Below are 19461 nucleotides of genomic sequence, written 5' to 3' on the forward strand. Positions count from 1 at the left end.
CAATATACCTGATGAAGAAAACGGATGTAGCTGTGATTGGAATGTCCTGTATTTTCCCTGGAGCGGGAGACCTGGATACTTTCTGGAAAAATATTATTAGTAAGGTTGATTCTACTCAAGTTGTGCCGCCGGATCGTATTGATCCGGTGCACTTCGATAAAAATTCAACCGGAGTAGACCGTTTTTATTGCAATAGAGGTGGATTTATACCTGAATACAACTTTGACCCGCAGCGCTTTGGTATCCTTCCTGTAGCCGTGAATGGTACAGAACCCGATCACTTGCTTACGCTCGATCTGGTTTACAGGGCGCTGGAAGACGCAGGTGTATTTGAAAAAAATACCTCTTTAGAAAAGACCGGTATTATCATTGGTAAAGGAAATTATGCAGGCCCTGGTGCAACCAGAGCCATTGAAATTGTAAGAACCGGTGAACAGATTGCTGCAGTACTGAAAGATTTACTACCACAACTGGGGACCGAAGACATAGAAAAAGTAAAACATGAATTCCAGGCACGCAAAGGTCGTTTCGGCCCGGATACAGCCATGGGATTAATTCCAAACCTGGTAGCCTCACTCGTTGCTAACCGTTTAAACCTGGGTGCCGTTGCTTTTACACTGGATGCAGCATGCGCAAGCTCTCTGATTGCTATAGACCACGCCATTCAGGAATTGAATAGCGGACGCTGTAATATGGTGATTGCAGGCGGCGTACACGTTGGGCAGAATGCGGCTTTCTGGAGTATATTCTCCAATTTAGGTGCACTCTCCAAACAAGAAAAGATCAAACCCTTTGATGCTGGTGCTGATGGTTTAATTATCGGTGAAGGCTGCGGTTTTGTGGTCTTAAAGCGATTAGAAGATGCTATTCAGGATAAAGACAGGATCTATGCCGTACTCAAAGGAGTAGGGGTAAGCAGTGACGGAAGCGGTACCAGTGTGATGAGCCCTTCGGTAAAAGGTCAGCTCAGGGCCATCGAACAAGCCTGGGAGAATTCAGGCTTGTCTGCTAAAGACATTGGTTATATCGAAGCACACGGTACAGGCACACCTTTAGGAGATAAAACAGAACTGGAAACCCTTACCCAATTTTTCGGCTATGACGCTGAATTACCAAAAGCAGGGATAGGGACTGTGAAATCTAACATCGGCCATGCCATGCCCGCAGCAGGAATTGCCGGGCTCATTAAAACCTGTTTAGCCCTCTACCATGATATTCTGCCGCCAACACTACACTGTGAAAACCCTTTAACGCAACTCGCGCAAACACAATTCTCAGCAGTTCAGGAACCCTTAAACTGGGAGAAATCCGGATTGCCTAAAATAGCCGGGGTCAATGCCTTTGGTTTTGGAGGGATCAATGCCCATGTGGTTTTAGAAGGATTTAATGCCCCTAAAAAAGACAAAGTCTTACTGCTTGCGCGTCCAACGCACGAAGAATTAATCTATGCTTTGGAAAATAACGATTACAGCGCTGGCATTGGAAATTACCGGATCGCAGTATTTGATCCAACCCCGGATAGAATCAAAAAGGCAATTAAGATTGCAGCAAAAAATAACCCGTGGCGTAATAAACAGGATATTTGGTATACCAATGAACCATTAATCAGCAAGGGTGGTAAAATCGCCTTTGTATTTCCTGGTCTGGATGGTCTGGCGGGCGGCGAAGTAGCAAGCGTAACCGATTATTTTAATATCGCAGAAACTCAGCATACTAAAGCAGAAGGTTTACTGAGTGATGCCTTAAAGACACTGAATAAAAGCAGCGTACTGGATATTGCCCTTAAACAATTAGGCGTATACCCTGATATGAATGCCGGGCACAGCTTAGGGGAATGGCTGGCAGCAAGATCATCAGAACTGGCCGAAGAAAGTTCCGTTTCACAACTGCTGAAAGTGCTGAACCCGGAAACTTTTGAACTGAAAGATTCGAGATTTATCGCTGTCGGCTGTGGAATAGAACAGCTTTTACCGATCATCGCCAATATCAATGACGTTTATCTTTCTAACGACAACTGCCCGCAGCAGGTTATCCTTTGCGGCAGTAAAAATGCTTTAGAAGAGCTGACCCCTATATTGAAAGCAAAACAGATTTTTCACCAGATCTTACCGTTTCAGTCTGGTTTCCATTCTCCGTTTATTGCGGATAAGCTGGAAGTGATCCTGGAAGGGATGAAAGATATGCAATTCCGTAAAACCACCACCCCATTGTGGTCGGCAACTACGCTCGAACTTTATCCGGAAGGCCTTGAAGCCATCCGTCAGCTCAGTGCAGAACATCTGATCAAACCCGTGCGTTTCCGTGAATTGACGGAGAAACTATATGAACAGGGAGCAAGGGTATTTATACAAATCGGATCAGGTGGATTAGTCGGTTTTATTGACGATACCCTGAAAGGAAAAAACTTCAGCACGATCTCTTCCAATGTACCTGTCAGATCAGGAATCACTCAACTGCAACGTGTAATCGCTGCGCTTTTTGTAGAAGGGAAGGAAACAGGATTGAACTTTCTGGGACAAATTAAATCCAGCCCTGCTCTAAAAGGCAAGGGGATCAAATTAGAATTGGGTTTACCAATGATTACCGGGCTGAATAGCCTGAAAGGACTGGCAGCAGGGGCCTCATCAGCTTATGCACAAGCCAATCCTGCGGTATACGCCAAAGGACTATTGGAAGATGTCGCCGATCCGGTGATGAAAGCCTTCAATGAAAATGTACTGGAAATGGCAAATATCCAGGCCGAGATACAGCAATTGTTTAAAGACAGAGTTTTGCAGCCTGCAAATTATGTGAACCGGACAACAGCGCCAGCAGTAGCTGTGCCTGGAGTAGCTATACCTGGAGTGTCAGCGCCACAGACACCTCAGGTATCAGCAACATCTTTCAGCAGGCAACCTTTTTCCAAACAATTAGACATCACGCTGGAAAACTGCCCATATCTGAAAGACCATGCTTTACTCAGACAGCCTAAAGACTGGCACTGTGTAGATGATATGGACCCGGTCATTCCGATGACGATGATCTTTGAGTTGTTTGGAGAAATCGCAGCAGAACAATCTCCTGCAGAACAGGTGCATAAAATATTGAACATCAAAGTTTTTCAGTGGATGAATGTGATCAAGCCTTTCCGCGAAACTATTACCGGAGAATGGAAAGATCAGCAAAAGGTATACCTCAACTTAGAGCGTTTTGCGAATGCTGAAGTTGTGCTGGCAGAAAAGCTGGTTACACCACCTGTACAGCAATCATTTGATATTGGTCAAATCCTGGACATCCAGCGGACTTCAGCACAGATCTATGAAAATCACATGTTTCACGGCCCCGGTTACCAGGGCATCAAACACTTAAAAGCGGTCGGTGAAAAAGGGATCACAGGTATCATTGAAAGTGGTGCCGGAAAAGGTTCACTGCTGGATAATGCAGGTCAGCTTTTTGGCTTATGGCTGCAACTGATCCTGACTAAAGACCGTATCGCTTTCCCGGTAAAAATACAGGAAATTGAGTTTTTTGGAAATATGCACGACCAGCAGGGTGAATTTGAATGTACCTGCGTGTTAACCGATATGAACGAAGAATTTGCCACAGGTAACTTTATCCTTAAACGTGATAACCAGGTCTGGGCAATAATCTCAGGCTGGCAAAACAGGAGACTGGAAATAGATGATGCGCTGTGGAGCGTGTCTATGTCACCCCTGCATAACCGTTTATCCAAAGAAATTGCACCAGGCATTTTTATGTTTCACAATGCTTATTCAAGAGTAGTTTCCTGGGATTTTATTCTGAAACGTTACTTCAATCAGGACGAGAAAAAGTATCATAACGCATTGCTGCCTAACAAAAGGAAGACCTGGATGATCAGCCGTGTGGCCGTAAAAGATGCCGTCAGAGATCTGCTTAATAAAGAGAAACAGCAAGCCTGTTATCCGATCACTTTTGAAATTAAGTCGGACGAACTGCAAAAACCTTACCCTCACGGAGGTCAAACTGCTGGTATTCATGTTTCTTTAGCACATAAAGGAACTGATGCCGTGGGGGTCGCACGCCTTGACAGGCCTGTAGGTATTGACATCGAAAATATTGAAGAGCGCAGTGCCGGATTTTTTGAGCTTGCCTTTGCCGATACAGAAATGGCTTTGCTGCAAGGCAGGGATAAAGCAGAATGGGCCACCCGTTTCTGGACCGCAAAAGAAGCTTATGGCAAGTACCTCGGTAAAGGCCTGCAAGGCAATCCAAAAGCTTATGTCGTAGAAGAGATCATAGGCGAAGAATTACGCATCAAAGACACAATTATAAAAACCATTAAACACCATAACTATATAATCGGATGGACGCTATAGCAACGAACAAGCAACTAAATAACGACGAAATCTTTGACTTGATGAAGCAATTTATCACAGAAGTTATTGGAGAAGAATTTGTGGAAGAAATGGACATTACCCCTCAAAGCTCTTTTACCAAAGACCTTGAAATGGACAGTATAGAAATTGTATCCTTCTCTGAAAAGATAAAAACACACTTTGGTGAACAGATCGACTTTACAGGATGGTTATCCGCAATGGATCTGGACCAGTTAATTAACCTGAACCTGGAAATGATTATTAATTACATACACGAATGCCAGTTATCCAGGTAAATCAAAGAGAAGTGCATATCCAGGAGTTGAACAAAGGAGCGGCAGAAACCGTTCTTTTAGTTCATGGGATGTTCAGCAATCTTTCTGTTTATTACTTTAATATCGCCCCGGTTCTGGCTGCACATTTCCATGTGGTGATGTACGATCTGAAAAGCCATGGGATGAGTGAACGTGTGCTGGAAGGTTATGACCTGAACAGCATGACTGACGATCTCTGTGCGCTGATGGACGTATTGAAACTCAAAAAAGTGCACCTGGCAGGTTATAGTTTTGGTGGCCTGATTGCTTTAAAAATGGCGATGCGTTTCCCTGAGAAACTAGGCAAACTGGTAGTCATTGAAGCCCCCGATCCGAATGATGAAAAAACCCGCGGCATTATTGATGACTACAGCAGAGAATTTCTGGAGCATTATGTTGCGAATTTTACCGATACCACGAAGGTGAAAATGGGGAAAAGACAAATGGAACGTAACCACCGGATGTATGAATACCTGTTTTACCAGACCAGTATCAAAGAGGATATGATTCTGGAAAGCGGATTTTTCAGTACACCAGAAATGAATACGCTGGAAAAGGATACGCTTTTATTGTATGGTTCAGCCTCTAATTGTTTACAGGCAGGAAAACAGCTCCATAAACTGATCAGCAGATCCGATCTGATCCCGCTAAACGGTGATCACAATATCCCGATTCAGGAACCAGAAATGGTTGCAAATATTGTAGCCGGATTTTTTAAAAACTAATTTAACCTTATACGCTCTCTATGGCAAAATTTGTATTTATTGTTCCTCCGCTAACTGGCCATATCAATCCCACTTTAAGTATGGGGGCTGTTTTACTGCAACGCGGACATCAGGTGGGCTGGATTACCCTGGACCCTGAGCTGGCTTTGAAATTACCAGAAGGAGGGGAGTTGTTATTGATTCAATATAACGAAAGCGACCAGGATAAACAGGATAGTGAAAAGTATCTTGATATAATCACTAAAAAGATTGTTTATGGAATTGATAGTATCAAGTTTTTATATGAAGAAGTATTAATTCCATTAAACCGCCACAGCTATGAAGGTATAGTGAGCTGGCTGGAAAAATATAAACCCGATCTGGTTATTACCGATCACCAGATGTTTGCCGGAGCTATTGCTGCAGTGAACCATAAAATCCCTTATGCAACCTCAGTTACCGCGCCTGCTGCCATTAAGATTATGGATGAACTCCCTAAAGTTCATGAATGGGAAGTAAACCAGATTGTCGCTTTGCAAAAAGAACTGGGGATTGATAAACCGGCTTCTATAGCCTGTTCAGGTATCCTGACCATGGTTTTAACCTCCAGAGAATTTTTCGGAGAATTAGAATTACCCGACACTTATCATTTTGTAGGCCCGGTAATCAACCGCAAGCCTGTAAACACACATTTTGACTGGGACTTATTACACAAAAATAACAGGCCTAAAATATTGGTCAGTATCGGAACCACCTTTGACCATGAGCATAAAAAGAACTTTTTTGCGAAGGTGATTGAAGCCTTTGAAGACGAAGACCTGACTGTAGTCGTTGTTTCCGATCCCGAACTGTTTGACCTCTGGCCAGAGAACTTTATCGTACAGCGTATGGTTCCGCAATTGGAACTGCTGCCGCATCTGGATGCGGTAGTTTGTCACGGCGGGCACAATACGGTCTGTGAAACATTGATGAATGGCCTGCCAATGGTTGTGATTCCGATTGCCTATGATCAGTCACATGTGGCCGGAAGGGTAGTGCGTGTTGGCGCAGGTTTACGTTTGAATTTCAACCGTTTCAAAGGCAAACACCTTCAGCAGGCAGTACAGGAAATATTGCACGATACCACTTTCAAAACCGCGGCACAAGAGATTAAAGAATCATTTATAGCGGCCGGCGGTACTGAAACTGCAGCAACTTTATTAGAGCAATTCAGCGTTAACGAACCTTTGTTTCTATTCAATAATTAAAACAGGAATTATGTCAAGATTTTTATTCGTCGTGCCCCCTTTTTTTGGTCATATCAGCCCAACCCTTAGCATAGGCTCCAGTTTAATTGCCCGCGGGCACCAGGTGAAATGGATCGGGATTACACCACTTGCTGCAAAACATATCCCTGAAGGCGGAGAATTCATTTATCCTGAAGCAGAGCTGGCAGAACATCAGGAAGAAATTGACCGCATATTGAAACGTCAGGATGACGGCCCTGCTTGTTCGGGCCCTGAGGTGATGAAACTGGCGCTCGAAGAAACTTATGTTCCGTTTGCAAAGATCATGATGAAGGGCCTGGGTAACTATGTGGACGAGTGGAAACCAGCTGTGATTATAAATGACTGCATTACTTTTGCAGGGGCTTTATGTGCCCATATCAAAGGTATTCCATCTGTGACCACTACACCCGTGCCACCAGATGTGATTGGCGATACCCAAACCAGTGCCCCTAAAATATTTGAATGGCAACAGCAGCTGATCAAAGGTTTACAACAAGAGCTTGGTATCTATGAAGATGATATTTTCATTCACTCTCATAAACTCAATCTCGTTTTCACTTCCCAGGTATTTGCCGGATTTACAGAAGTCCCGCCGCATATGAAATTTGTCGGCCCGGTAAAAGGCAGGCCAAACCATGCGGCTTTTGACTGGGAAAGACTTGCGGCGGCAAAAACACCCAAAGTTTTCGTGTCCCTGGGAACATTATTAGTGGACATCAGGGCTGCTTTTTTTCAGAAACTGATTGATGCTTTTGCAGATCAGCCAGTCACGATCATCGCTGCTACGAATCCGGATATTTTCGACGTGTGGCCTGATAATTTTATCGTGAACAGCTTTGTTCCGCAAACAGAACTGATGCCGCATATGGATGCAGTGATCTGTCATGGAGGTTTCAACACCGTCAACGATACTTTTACCAATGGCTTACCGATGCTGATTACACCGATTGCTTATGACCATTTCCATACGGCCAAACTCATTGTCAATGCAGGCTGCGGAATTAGTATCCGTTACAAAAGATTAAAAATTGCTGAGTTGAAAAGTGCTGTTTTCGAATTGCTGGAAAACCCGCAATACCGGAACGCAGCTTTAAAAATAAAAGAAACGTTTATTGCTTCAGGGGGGAATGACAAAGCAGTGCAGCTGCTGGAAGATTTTGCTGAAGCGGAACAATTAGTCGAAAAGAATAATTAACACCGATGAACCCGGGGAATCAAATACTCATCTAACCAAAGAACAATAAATAAAATAGATGAAAAGAAAACTACTTTTTGGGGAAAGGCTGATGCTTGGTGATGGAAAAACTCCTTTTAACGGGATAATTCCTGTTAAAATTCGCGGAGAATTTTCTGCTGCGAGCCTGCATCATGCCCTGTTAAGGCTGCAACAGAAACATCCATGGCTGAATGCGGTTATTTCTTATGATAAAAATAACCGTCCAAGCTTTACTACGGATACTGTTCATCCTGTTAAAATTCCCGTTCAAATCATTTCCCGGCATAGTGATACTGATTGGGAAGTTGAATCAGTTAAGCAGTGGTTAATTCCATTTGAAACAGATCGGGAGCCTATGATGCGTATGATCTGGCTAAAAGGAGAAGGAGTTTCAGAATTGATTATGGTCATACACCATTGTCTGATTGATGGAGGTTCAATTTTGACACTGTTGACAACACTTTATCAATTAATTGACAATGGCGACGCTGATATAGGTCAGGAAAATCCGATCAAAGGAATTCATGATATAGTACCAGCAGAGATTCTGGGTAACAGGAAGAAAAGATTTAAGGCAAGTCTGATCGGAAGTATAGCAGTTTTAGGACTATGGCTTACCCCTTTAAAAAAGAAAGCTGTAGAAAGGCAAAAAGATTACCTGATCCATTGGACTGTTGAGGAGGAAATGACTGCAGCTCTGACTCAATTGTGCAAAAATTCTGGAGTAACAATGAATACACTTTTATGCGCTGTGCTATTAAAGACTTTCAAAGAAGTCCGGAAAGATAATGCGCACAATAAAATATCCTGCCCGGTTGATCTCCGTAACATAAACCATCGGATAAAAAAGGATAATATCTTTGCTTTTGGATCTATGTTCGTGGTCAGTTCTAATGCTGCTCTCGACTTTAGGAGCAATCTCAAAGCCATACAGGAAGACATCAGGCAGAAAATTAAAAAGCTCGATCACTACCTGATGTTAATGGTACTGGAGAAAGCGCATCCTGTACTTCATAAATTTGGTCGTTTTTTAAAGTATGGTAAATCAAATAATGACTGTATGTTCTCCAACCTTGGAAGAATTACCATTCCTGCGCATTACAAAACATTTGAAATTGAAATGATCTATACGCCAACCGTAATTGGCCCTTTAGGCAACACGACTTCACTCATCACTTCTACTTACCGCGGCAAGATGGACCTTTCATTTATAGCCAGCGAAGGTTATGTCCCTTACACAGAAGGCCAGGCTATACAAACAAGAATTATGTCGATTCTCAAAGAACAATTACAAACGCAGCTTCAACCAGCATAACAAATGAAAAGAAAATTGATCATTGGAGAAAGGGTAATGTACGTGGATGCACTTACCCCTGTGAATTGCATTTTTACGGCTAAGATCCGTGGCGTCATTGAGCCGGAAAATTTACGTGCAGCTCTTGATAAAATACAGCACAAACACCCTTTATTAAGGATGCAAATTGATGATCAGCAGGCCGGTGGCCCATATTTTATTTTGAATGAACAGCTTAAAGTAATTCCGGTAAGGGTTATGGAACGCAAAAGCGAGCAGGACTGGCTGCATGAATCCAAAGCAGAATGGGACAAACTGTTTGATGGTGAAAATGAGCCATTAGCCAGGGTTGTCTGGTTAAAATCGGCAGAAGTATCGGATATTTTGTTAGTGCTGCCACACTGTATTTGTGACGGGACTACGCTGGTCACGCTGATGCAGGAACTGTTATTTCTGCTCGATGAGCCAAGTATGGAGCTTAAGCCCTATGCTTCTTTCCTTTCTGTAAAAGAGCTTTTAGCCTCTTCTTTTTCAGTTTCCCAGGCGAAGGTCCTGAAGGCACGCCTGTTCTCTTTACTGGGCAGGGTCTTTTTCTATTTCAAACCGACACAGCGTAAAGTTGCAGCAGGAAATAATTATGCGCTGCATTGGAGACTGGATCAGCAGGAAACAGTTGAATTGGTTGAACGCAGTAAAGCTGCCGGCACAACTGTTCATGCCGCCTTGTGTATTGCGGTCATGAAAGCCTTTCAGCAGGTAAAAGGGGAAAAAGCACATGGGAAAGTAATCTGCCCGGTAGATATCAGGCAGTTTATCCCTGAAATCAAGAATGACACCATGTTTGCCTTTGCACCTATTGTAGAATTGGAGATCGACAAGAATGCGGAGATAGATTTCTGGACAAAAGCAAGGATGCTGAAAACCGATCTGAATACTAAAGTGGGGGCCTTGAAAGTGGCAGAAATGCTCTGGATGAGTGAATATTTCCATGCGATTGTGAGCCGGATGGTCAGGTTTTTAAAAGCTACAGATGGGACACATGATGTTACACTTTCGAATATGGGCAGGCTCCGGATTGCTGAAAACTATCAGAATTTTGAAGTAGTGGCTATTCATAGTCCGACGGTTGCTTTTCCGTGGAGAAACCCGAATACGCTGATCACAAGTACTTATAAAAACAAAATGGATTTTACCCTGATGTCAAATGATACTTTTTTGACTGAACAAGAGGCACAACTCGTTAAAACAGAAGTAATGAATTTATTATTTGAAGATTTAAAACAATTATCCGTTGCCTGATATGTCTGTACCTGATACAAAAAAAAATGAAGTCACGCTAAAGCGTTTTTTACGTAAGAATTTACTGTATTATATCATTCCGAATGTATTTTTTAATACGATCATTCCGTACTTCAGTTTTACAGATTTACATGCTGTTCACTTATTTGATGGAGCGCAGAACCTGGCCCGGTTTATTTTGCCGATGGCCTTTTTTCTGCCCTTCATCATCACTTTTGATATTCTGAAAAAGACCATTACACTATCAGAGAAAGGGCATTCAGAAATCATCTTGCCAGAAGGCTTCAAGAAAGTTAAGTTTATCTTTCAGATGGCAGGCATTAACGGTTTTTGTACAATATCTTTTATTTTTGCAGTGATGCTTGGCCTGCATTTTGGCTTCCCTGAGCTTTATAATTATAACGGAGCTGTGCTGGCTGTTCTCCTGGGATTAACCGCAGGGGTATGCTCAGTTCTTTTTACTTACCTGCCGATCAAAAAATTAAAGAAACATCATTTGCCTTATACTGTGGAAGACCGTGTTGATCAGCAGCAGTTGATTAAAGAATAATTTTTTTAGGAGCATCCGATAAGCATATTCATTAAATAATTAAAGGCAGGTCTTTTTACAATCACCTGCCTTTAACTGAATCTCACCTCAGCCGGCAACCTTGACAATAGGGTGTTTTTTACAAATGCGGGTTCATAATTTGAATTGCCTTGCGCGTACTGCTAAAAACAGGCGTATGGTTATAATCTCTGCTCATGCGGTAAGCACCTACACCAGCAGTTCCGTTTGTTTTAGCCCAGCTGGCAATATCCAGCAACCATTTAGTCGCTTTAGCATCACCGCCAGGAGTATCTTCAGAACCATTCGGGTATTTAAATTCGTCTCCGTTAGTCAGCACAATCAGTTTTGTTTTATCAAACGCAGTTAGTAACGGGGTCAGGTCTGAAGTTTTGCTTCCGCTCCAGCGGCGGCTTCCACCCACATAAGACTGAAAGTTAACATAGGTATAGTTGCTCTTGAAAGGTGTGTAGATTGTGTTGTATCCAAGACTGCCACCCGCTACATCCACATCCGTATCGTAAATAAATATAGGTTTTACACCCGCTTTGGTCAGGTTACCAGCCCCTGCATTCGGGCCAAAATATTTAGCTACTGAAGTTAATACAGCTTTTGCGTTACTGGCTGGCGCATCCCCACCAAAAGTGCCGGTTTCAATATCGACATCAATTCCGTCCCATCCCATACCCTTTATAAATTTATCGTGCATGGCTTTTGCCCAGTGATCATAAGTACTGCTGGCTGATAAAGGCGTTTTTTGAGTTGTTGTGGTGTCTTTTGCCGACCCATCATAATAGGCATCATTCCCGGGAAAAGTGCAGGTCAGTATTTTCGTTCCCTTTGCCTGTAAAGTAGTCCAATGGGAAGCATCTTTATCCCATCCCGCAAATGCGACCACAATATCTACACTGTCGGGAACATTTAACATCGACGAAGCTGCGGCCGGATCATTGCCGTCAGCGACCAGGTAACCCAGAAATAGCTGATGTGCACTCTTTTTATAGGCGAGCAGGTTTTTCAGGTAATCTGCATCTGATGGCGTACCGGCTGATGTGCCTGCCCCGTCTGTAATTTTTTTACAGGAACTAAAGGCAATCACTGAGAGGACAAGGACGAAAATTCCCTTGTAGAGTTGAATAAAAGGTCTTGTTTTCATAGTTGATGATTAGGTTTATAATTTGGTTGTTAGCTGAGGTGCGACTAAGCTAAACCAATTTAGTGTTTTTTACTTGTATCAATCAACTGATTCTAAGTCTTTTAATCCTCAGGAAATTAACCTGGCGATGCTAAATGCAGCAGCGGCGGCAATAAGGCCGATCGCGGTAACTTTGATTGCCCCTTTAAGCGGTGGCTGCCCGGTCACTTTACTCTTAAAATAACCGAAAAAGAACAGACAGAAAGTGGTAATCACTGCCGAAACCAGTAAACCATCATGTGGGGTCGAGGTTAAGAAATAAGCAGATAACGGTAATAATCCACCGATGCAGTAAGCAATACCGATCGTGAGCGCACTATTCCTGGCTCTGTTGCGATCAGGCTCTTCCAAACCCAGTTCAAACTTCATCATAAAGTCAACCCATTTGGTCTTATCCTTCGCTAACTGGTTGGCCAGGATGGTCTGCCCTTGCTCATCAATTCCATATTCGGCAAAAATCTCTTTGACTTCCTGTATTTCCTGTTCCCTGAAGTTTTCAACCTCATTATATTCTCTTAATTTTTCACTCTGGTAATGCTCCTGTTCTGTTTTACCAGCTAAATAGCCACCAAGGCCCATTGCAATACAACCGGCAACGATTTCAGCAAGCCCTGCGGTAATGATGATTGCATTATTCTGCACCGCGCCACTTAAACCCGCTGCTAAAGCAAAAGGCACAGTTAAGCCATCACTCATTCCAATCACAATGTCAGAAATGAATGCCGAACTTTTCAGATGTTTTTCCTGGTGAACTGCCATAAAGCTATTTCAATTCAAAATCTTTTAATTCACTTTCCCTGCCATTGAGAATAATAGAGAGTTGATGTTTTCCGGGATAGAACTTCCGGGTCGTAATAATTTTAAAACTTTGTTTTCTATTGATCACAGCAATTTCCGCAGGCTGAAATTCACGCTCACTGATTTTGAAAACCTTTTTAGAGGCTTGCCCATTCAGCCTTTTATAGTAAACTGCATATTCCATGCGGATTTTCTGCGAAACCAGTGCTGTGTTTTTAACGCTGCTCGTAAATTCAAGGCTTTCACCAATAGCGACAACCGCGGTCAGTATTTCAAAATTCAGTAACTCGATAGCCGTACTTTCCAGTCCATAATGTGCTAATATTTTGGTATGGCCTTGTTTCAGTAAACCGCGGCTGCCATGTTTAATGATCGCATCCGTTTCTTTACTCAGTCCATTCCAGCGGCTGGCAATAGCGATTACAATTTCAGGATGATCTTTAGAAATGTCATTTAAGCTGTTGGCTACACTTCTGCGTACGTATTCTGAAGGATCATTCTTTAGATTCTCCAGAATAGGCAGGATCATCGATGGATCTTTCTTTAATCCGGGTACAGCCATTGCCCAGGGTAATCTTGAACGGCTTCCTTCACTGGCCAGTCTTCTGACGTGGTGATTTTCATGTAAAGACCATTTTTCCATTTGCATCATCATCTGCTGTCCATATTTGGCCAGAAATGGTCTGACTGCGAACTCACAGCTAATAAACTGTGTAACTGATTCGATGGCCGGAATGGAAGTTTCATAATCTTCCAGCCCATAGGTTTCAATATAGTCCGGCAAAAATATATAGGCCAGCAGCTGTTCACCGGTCTGCTCTTTTTGAAGCTGATGAATCAGGGAGGATAAATGCTGTATTGCTTCCGGATATTCCGAAGGCAGAAACTGATGAATGACCAATGTAGTATGGTGCATCCGCTGTTTAAGTTCCATAGCGGAAAAACCTTCTGCATTGATCAGTTCAATAAATCTTTTTTTATCAAATTCAGGATTTAGCTGAATCAGGCTGTCGGCTAATTTATTATAAAAGGAAACGGAATATATATCTTTTAATAAGCTCATTTAATTTAATCTTCTTTTTTTCTGACACCGCTAAGGTCGAACTGATTGTTGATGTTACCAACTATATTATCGTCATCTTTTTTAAGCAGGTTCATTTCTACCTGTCCGCTGCTATGGTCAAATGTAGCGGTAACCGTAGAATCTTTTAAGGTAACCGTTTTAAAGGGCATTTCTTTTTTCTCTGTCACACTGGTGATACTGCCAGCCAGCTGGCCATCTTTCAATTCAAACTTTACCAGGGCATCTGTATTGCCATTGGGAAGTCCTTTAATTAAGATATTCCACTGACCAACAAAATAAGTGTCATTTTTTTGAGCTGATGCAACACTGGTTATGAATAACAGGACTACAAAAGAGAACATAAAGCTTAATTTCTTCATAAATGTCTGATTAAATGTTTTCTTTAAATATAAATAATAATCAGTCAAACGAAAGAAGCCGGTCCCTGTCTTTTTATAAACATTCGAACCGGCTTCTGATGAAGGTATTTTTGTATTATCCGACTAATTCAACCGCTTTATTAATACTGTTTAATTCCTCAGTATTCAAGGTAATATCCATTGTTTTTGCGTTGTCAATTGCTTGTGCAGCATTTCTTGAACCTGCAAGTACAATACTTACGCCCGGTTGCAGGGTTGTCCATCTTAACACGACTTGTGCAACTGTTGCATTTTTGCTTGCTGCAATTGGCTCAATCGTCTGTAAAAGTGCTTTTACTTTTTCAGGATCAAACTGACCAAAATAACCATTACGGTGATCATTGGATTTAAGCTTGGCATCTTTGAAATATTTACCCGTTAATAATCCTCTTTCAAGCGGACTGTATACAATGATACTAATGTTATTTTCCACGGTATAAGGAACAATTTCTTTTTCAATTTCCCTGTTCAGCATACTGTAAGAAACCTGGTTTGAAGCCAGACTGATTGTTTTTTGTGCTTCCTTTAACTGATCAAGGCTATAATTACTCACACCAGCTGCCCTGATTTTACCTTGTGCTATCAATTGATCAAGTGCTTCCATGGTTTCATCAATCGGGGTAGTTGCATCTGGCCAGTGCAATTGTAAAAGGTCGATATAATCAGTTCCTAAGCGTTTTAGCCCTTCTTCTACCTCTTTAATGATATTACTTTTAGAAGCATATTTATAAACTGGTATACTTTTACCATCTGCACCTGCATCGAAAAAGAATTCTCCTTTTCCATTGTTACTGCCATCCCAAACCAATCCGAATTTATTCAGTAACTGGATTTTCGAACGATCTCTTCCTTTAATGGCTTCACCAATCAGCTCTTCGCTTAATCCGAATCCATAGAATGGCGCAGTATCGATACTGGTTACTCCATGATCCAGTGAAGCATGAATCGCATCAATTGAATCTTGTTTTTCATTTCCGCCCCACATAGTTCCGCCAATAGCGAAAGCACCGTGGGTAATTGTTGATAAGTTTAATTCTGTATTTCCTAATTTTCTGTATTCCATAATTATATAGTATAATCACCAGCAGGTGTTTAGTCTACTCTTTTGGTGATATGTATGATGGGTGCACCATCTAGTATTGCAGCAGCATCTGTCGCGAATTTTTTAATATGAGGGCTTACATTATGTAAGTCCAGTTCTTGCTGACTTGCCCATTCTTCGTGGAAGATAAATAGGTTTGGATCTTCCTGAACCTGGTGCAGGTCATATTGCAGACAAGCAGCTTCACTTTTTGATCCTGAAACCAAAGTTTTTAAAATCGCTTTTAATTGTTCAGCGTTTCCTGGCGTACTTTTAATTATTGCTGTTAGATAAACACTCATGTTCTTGTTTTTGATTAATGAAGGTATTAGTTAAATGTTCCTGATATAATTTCATATCATTGATAATATCAGCATTCTTCTCTACATCGTGAAAATGGATACCAGGTAATGGTTTCATACCTGTAAAAGCATTCATCCGGTGAAAACCAAATAACACACCATCATCTACGCTGCGCTGATCGAAAAACTCACCAGGCAATGCGAAAGCAGCAGCTGGTGCATTCCACGAAGAGGTCACCATATATTTTTTACCCTGTAAAGAACCACCCGTCCCGTAATTTATATTCGGGTTAGCTGAAGAACGGCCGTCACTTCTGTAGATCCCTTTCTGATGACCCTCAGTAAATACAACGTCAATATATTTTTTTAAGCCATTAGGCACCTGGAACCACCAGATAGGGGTGTGGTAAATAACTACATCGGCCCACACATAGTTTTCTACTTCCTGTGCAGCATTGTATGCGTCATTAATATCGGTTGACCTGATCTCAAATCCAGGCTGACTTTTAAAGAAGTTTATTGTTGCATTGAAAATTGTGTTGTTAAAACGACCTCCGGAGTGTCCGAAAACTTGTCCTCCGTTAATCACAAATATTTTTTGATTTTCCATTTTGCAGATCTTTTAATTGCTGATACAAATTTAAGTCTTCTGCTTGTCTCATTAAAATAGTATGAATCATAGTTATGTATCATAAATATAATACATAGATACGTGTAGAATCTGGTCTGTATGTATAGGGTACAGGTTATAAGATCAGGTAATGACTATTTACATCATGGTATTGATCCGGATACTTGCTTTGATAAGCGCCATCGCTTTGACGTATTCCATCTTAATATCTTTTGGCGCATGGGTGGTATTATGACTGATGAGCCTGATATAACCTTCCCCTTTTTCCGACTGGTGAACATATCTTAATAGGGTAGCCTCATCCCCGTCAATATCAATTGATAACAAATACATTTCGCCATAATAAATCCCCTCTCTCAGGTTATTTACCTTTTTATAAATGACAATGTCGCCGCTTTTCAAAACAGGAGACATGCTTTCTCCCAGGATATAAAGTGCAGCATCACTTTTTGGGAGCTTAGGGATATGGATATAGTCAATGATATTTGGTGGCTGGTTAAAAAAATCATGCAGATTCCCTGCTGTATTCATTTCATAAAGCGGAACTCCGCGGTTACTGCTGGTTCCTGTTTCTGATGAATAGTTTCCTTTTACTGACGGATGGTTTCCTGATACTGACGGATAATTAACCGCTGCCGCAGTTTGTGTTCCCGGATGCGTTAAAGCGAGATCAGAAACCTGATTAACCTTTGTCATTTCGCCCGAATCATTAAACATCCATTCAAAACTAAGGTTAAGATCATTGCATAACTTCACGATGAAATCCACTTTAGGAACGATTTTACTCCTGTAATTCCTGATGTTCGCTTCGCTTGTCCCTAAGACAGCGGCGAATTTTGAATTGTTATCCTCAAAATAAGTCACAGCTATCTCGTTGATCTTTTTAATTATATCCATGTTGATAAAAAGGAGTTATCCAGCTGTAAAGATTGCATAAAAAGAATAATTATAGCTGATATTACCGTTCAAAATAATTAGTACTTGTCTGGAATGCCCCCTTAAATTGACTTTTTAAGCAAGCAATAGTATTGATATTATCTATTTATCTTAGTATAGATTATTAAACATAAGTTATGGAAACAATTCTGTTGGACACAGACCGGACATTTACTACGCTTTTACAGGTTGTTTCTTCATTCGATGAGGAGCAGCTAAATCAAATCCCTTTCTCTGGCAGCTGGACCGCCGGACAAGTTGCACAACATCTTATCCTGGCCAATACAGGATTTATAGAAGTAATGCAAGGGCCGGTAAAAGATGCTAACCGGGAACCAGATCAGCTGGTTGCACAGATCAGGGCTGATTTTCTGAATTTCGGGACTAAAATGAAATCTCCGGACTTTATACTGCCACTGCCAATCAGTTACAGTAAACAAAGGCAGCTGGGGACGCTGGAAAATATCAAAAGCAGTTTAATCAATTTGATACAGACTATGGCGCTTGATCAAATATGTTTGACTTTTGAATTACCTGGGTATGGTTTTTTAACGCGTACTGAAGCTATATATTTTGTAAACTATCATAGTCAGAGACACACACATCAGCTGAATAATATCTATCATTATTTATCAGAGGTATAGCACTTAATTTTAATCCATATTCTTTTATCTTAGCAAAAATCGCAGGTTTGGTAACAAATGGATGCCGGTGAGCTATAAGGATTAAATAATTCTACAGATGGACGTAAAAGATGAAGGGGAAGAGGATGCGCAGGCTTCCTCGCAAAGATTAAAATTGGAAGTAGAAGATCAACAGCAAAGGAAAAAGATGTTCCTTTTAGGCTACCAGTTCTGGGCGAAGATAGCGGCTGTATTTTTATTCTTTGGTGTAGGTGCATGGTTATATTCCAGCCAGTTTTCTACGCAAGAGCTTCTATTTTTAACTAAGGACACCGCTCAGGCAGATACCTTAACTGATGGATCAATCATTGTGCTGAACAAACATAGTTTATTGCGTTATCCCGAAAAATTCAGGGGTAATCAGCGTCAGGTTTGGCTAACTAAAGGAGAAGCTTTCTTTACGGTTGCACCAGATCTGGAAAAACCATTTATTATTCATACAGGCAGTACTACTATCAAAGTAGCCGGAACTTCTTTTAATGTGAAAAACAGGAAAGGCAGTATTGAAGTTATTGTCGAAAAAGGTACTGTACAAGTCAGTAAAAGTGGAAAAATGATCACCCTTAGTACCGGGGAAAAGGTATTGATCAAACAGAGTACAGTGCAGTTGATTAAAGAAAATAATGCCGATAAACTGTATACTTATTACCGGAGTGGGGAATTTATCGCTGATGGTGTGCCATTATGGAGAATGGTTGAGATGTTGAATGAAGTTTATAGCAGTAACCTGAGTATTGGGAAAAAAGGGTTGAAAAACAGATTATTAACCGGAACTCTTAAGAATGAATCCCTGGAAGCAGTATTGGCGGCAATCAGCCGGAATACGAAGCTTTCCATCAAAAGAAAAAACAATCAAATCATCCTTTACTAAGCATTTCCTGAGGCCAATATTTGCTGTGGTTTGAAAACCCCACAAAAACCGCCATCTCTCAACGGATGTCAAGCCAATTCAGGAAAATTTATTAAGACGTAAAGCGATTTCAGGAAAATCTTAAAGTAAGGTAAAGTAAAAAAGTAATTACAATCAATCATTACACCTAATGGGTCTTATACGGATATAGGTTTACAGTTTTGAGTTAATTGACTCAAATGAAAGCACTAGAAACGGAGCCAAAAACTTACTCCAAAACCTTTAGAGAAAAGCTAGTTATTATGGTAGTTTATCAGAATCTACCTGCCAAAGCTGTTGCAAAAATGCACCATTTACCCAGTGTCCATATGCTCACCAATTGGGTAAGTATTTATAAGAAAAAATTAGAAAAAGGAGCTGTATCTTTATTACCTATGGATCCCAAAGTTAAAGATTCCAAAGCTCTTCAGGCTAGAATCAGGCAATTAGAGAAATCCTTGGATAAAGCGAATGTGCTTATCTAT

At 41.3% G+C, this 19461-nt stretch carries 19 protein-coding genes; 11 read left to right on the top strand and 8 right to left on the bottom strand.

Features of this window, described 5'->3' with window-relative positions; translation table 11 throughout:
* Positions 1-11: 11 nt before the first annotated feature.
* From LY11_RS17285 to LY11_RS17320, 8 genes are read left to right on the top strand one after another with little or no spacing between them, the layout of a single operon-like run.
* The gene (locus LY11_RS17285) at positions 12-4337 is read left to right on the top strand and encodes a type I polyketide synthase (RefSeq protein WP_111634896.1); all 4326 of its coding nucleotides are present in this window, start codon (positions 12-14) and stop codon (positions 4335-4337) included.
* Positions 4325-4633, top strand: a complete 309-nt coding sequence (locus LY11_RS17290; RefSeq protein WP_111634897.1) for an acyl carrier protein — start codon at positions 4325-4327, stop codon at positions 4631-4633. The genes LY11_RS17285 and LY11_RS17290 overlap by 13 nt, the downstream gene beginning before the upstream one ends.
* Complete coding sequence (locus tag LY11_RS17295) at positions 4615-5376, top strand: alpha/beta fold hydrolase (protein WP_111634898.1); 762 nt, start codon at positions 4615-4617, stop codon at positions 5374-5376. The genes LY11_RS17290 and LY11_RS17295 overlap by 19 nt, the downstream gene beginning before the upstream one ends.
* A gap of 20 nt (positions 5377-5396) precedes the next feature.
* The gene (locus LY11_RS17300) at positions 5397-6602 is read left to right on the top strand and encodes a glycosyltransferase (RefSeq protein WP_111634899.1); all 1206 of its coding nucleotides are present in this window, start codon (positions 5397-5399) and stop codon (positions 6600-6602) included.
* A gap of 10 nt (positions 6603-6612) precedes the next feature.
* Positions 6613-7818: a glycosyltransferase gene (locus tag LY11_RS17305; protein ID WP_111634900.1), complete on the top strand. Its 1206-nt coding sequence runs from the start codon at positions 6613-6615 to the stop codon at positions 7816-7818.
* 58 nt (positions 7819-7876) lie between these two features.
* Entirely contained in the window at positions 7877-9154 is a 1278-nt protein-coding gene (locus LY11_RS17310; protein ID WP_111634901.1) for a condensation domain-containing protein, read from the top strand.
* A gap of 3 nt (positions 9155-9157) precedes the next feature.
* On the top strand, positions 9158-10432 hold the full coding sequence (locus LY11_RS17315) for a condensation domain-containing protein (RefSeq protein ID WP_111634902.1): 1275 nt from the start codon (positions 9158-9160) through the stop codon (positions 10430-10432).
* A 1-nt stretch (position 10433) separates the two neighbouring features.
* Positions 10434-10982 carry a hypothetical protein gene (locus LY11_RS17320; RefSeq protein ID WP_111634903.1) on the top strand — a complete coding sequence of 183 codons (549 nt, stop codon included), beginning with the start codon at positions 10434-10436 and terminating at the stop codon, positions 10980-10982.
* 118 nt (positions 10983-11100) lie between these two features.
* Here the strand turns inward: LY11_RS17320 and LY11_RS17325 are convergent, their stop codons facing one another.
* The 8 genes from LY11_RS17325 to LY11_RS17360 form a co-directional block, all read right to left on the bottom strand.
* Positions 11101-12135 (bottom strand): glycoside hydrolase family 18, encoded by a 1035-nt coding sequence (locus LY11_RS17325; protein WP_111634904.1) that lies wholly within the window; start codon positions 12133-12135, stop codon positions 11101-11103.
* A gap of 108 nt (positions 12136-12243) precedes the next feature.
* Entirely contained in the window at positions 12244-12933 is a 690-nt protein-coding gene (locus tag LY11_RS17330; RefSeq protein ID WP_111634905.1) for a VIT1/CCC1 transporter family protein, read from the bottom strand.
* A gap of 4 nt (positions 12934-12937) precedes the next feature.
* Positions 12938-14035, bottom strand: coding sequence for a DNA alkylation repair protein (locus LY11_RS17335; protein WP_111634906.1), 1098 nt, complete (start codon positions 14033-14035; stop codon positions 12938-12940).
* A gap of 5 nt (positions 14036-14040) precedes the next feature.
* On the bottom strand, positions 14041-14415 hold the full coding sequence (locus LY11_RS17340; RefSeq protein WP_111634907.1) for a hypothetical protein: 375 nt from the start codon (positions 14413-14415) through the stop codon (positions 14041-14043).
* Positions 14416-14530: 115 nt separating this feature from the next.
* Complete coding sequence (locus LY11_RS17345) at positions 14531-15517, bottom strand: aldo/keto reductase (protein ID WP_111634908.1); 987 nt, start codon at positions 15515-15517, stop codon at positions 14531-14533.
* 29 nt (positions 15518-15546) lie between these two features.
* Complete coding sequence (locus LY11_RS17350; protein WP_111634909.1) at positions 15547-15837, bottom strand: putative quinol monooxygenase; 291 nt, start codon at positions 15835-15837, stop codon at positions 15547-15549.
* Positions 15809-16447: an NAD(P)H-dependent oxidoreductase gene (locus LY11_RS17355; RefSeq protein ID WP_111634910.1), complete on the bottom strand. Its 639-nt coding sequence runs from the start codon at positions 16445-16447 to the stop codon at positions 15809-15811. The genes LY11_RS17350 and LY11_RS17355 overlap by 29 nt, the downstream gene beginning before the upstream one ends.
* A gap of 159 nt (positions 16448-16606) precedes the next feature.
* Complete coding sequence (locus LY11_RS17360; RefSeq protein ID WP_111634911.1) at positions 16607-17365, bottom strand: S24 family peptidase; 759 nt, start codon at positions 17363-17365, stop codon at positions 16607-16609.
* Between the two features lie 176 nt (positions 17366-17541).
* Here LY11_RS17360 and LY11_RS17365 point away from each other — a divergent pair, with 176 nt between their 5' ends.
* From LY11_RS17365 to LY11_RS17375, 3 genes are all read left to right on the top strand, one after another.
* Entirely contained in the window at positions 17542-18048 is a 507-nt protein-coding gene (locus LY11_RS17365; RefSeq protein WP_111634912.1) for a DinB family protein, read from the top strand.
* A gap of 97 nt (positions 18049-18145) precedes the next feature.
* Positions 18146-18958, top strand: a complete 813-nt coding sequence (locus LY11_RS17370; RefSeq protein WP_111634913.1) for a FecR family protein — start codon at positions 18146-18148, stop codon at positions 18956-18958.
* Between the two features lie 218 nt (positions 18959-19176).
* The coding region (locus LY11_RS17375; RefSeq protein WP_211321584.1) for a hypothetical protein at positions 19177-19461 on the top strand (285 nt) is incomplete at its 3' end.

Origin of the sequence: Pedobacter cryoconitis (assembly GCF_003259615.1) — a bacterium.
Classification (GTDB): Bacteria; Bacteroidota; Bacteroidia; order Sphingobacteriales; family Sphingobacteriaceae; genus Pedobacter; species Pedobacter cryoconitis.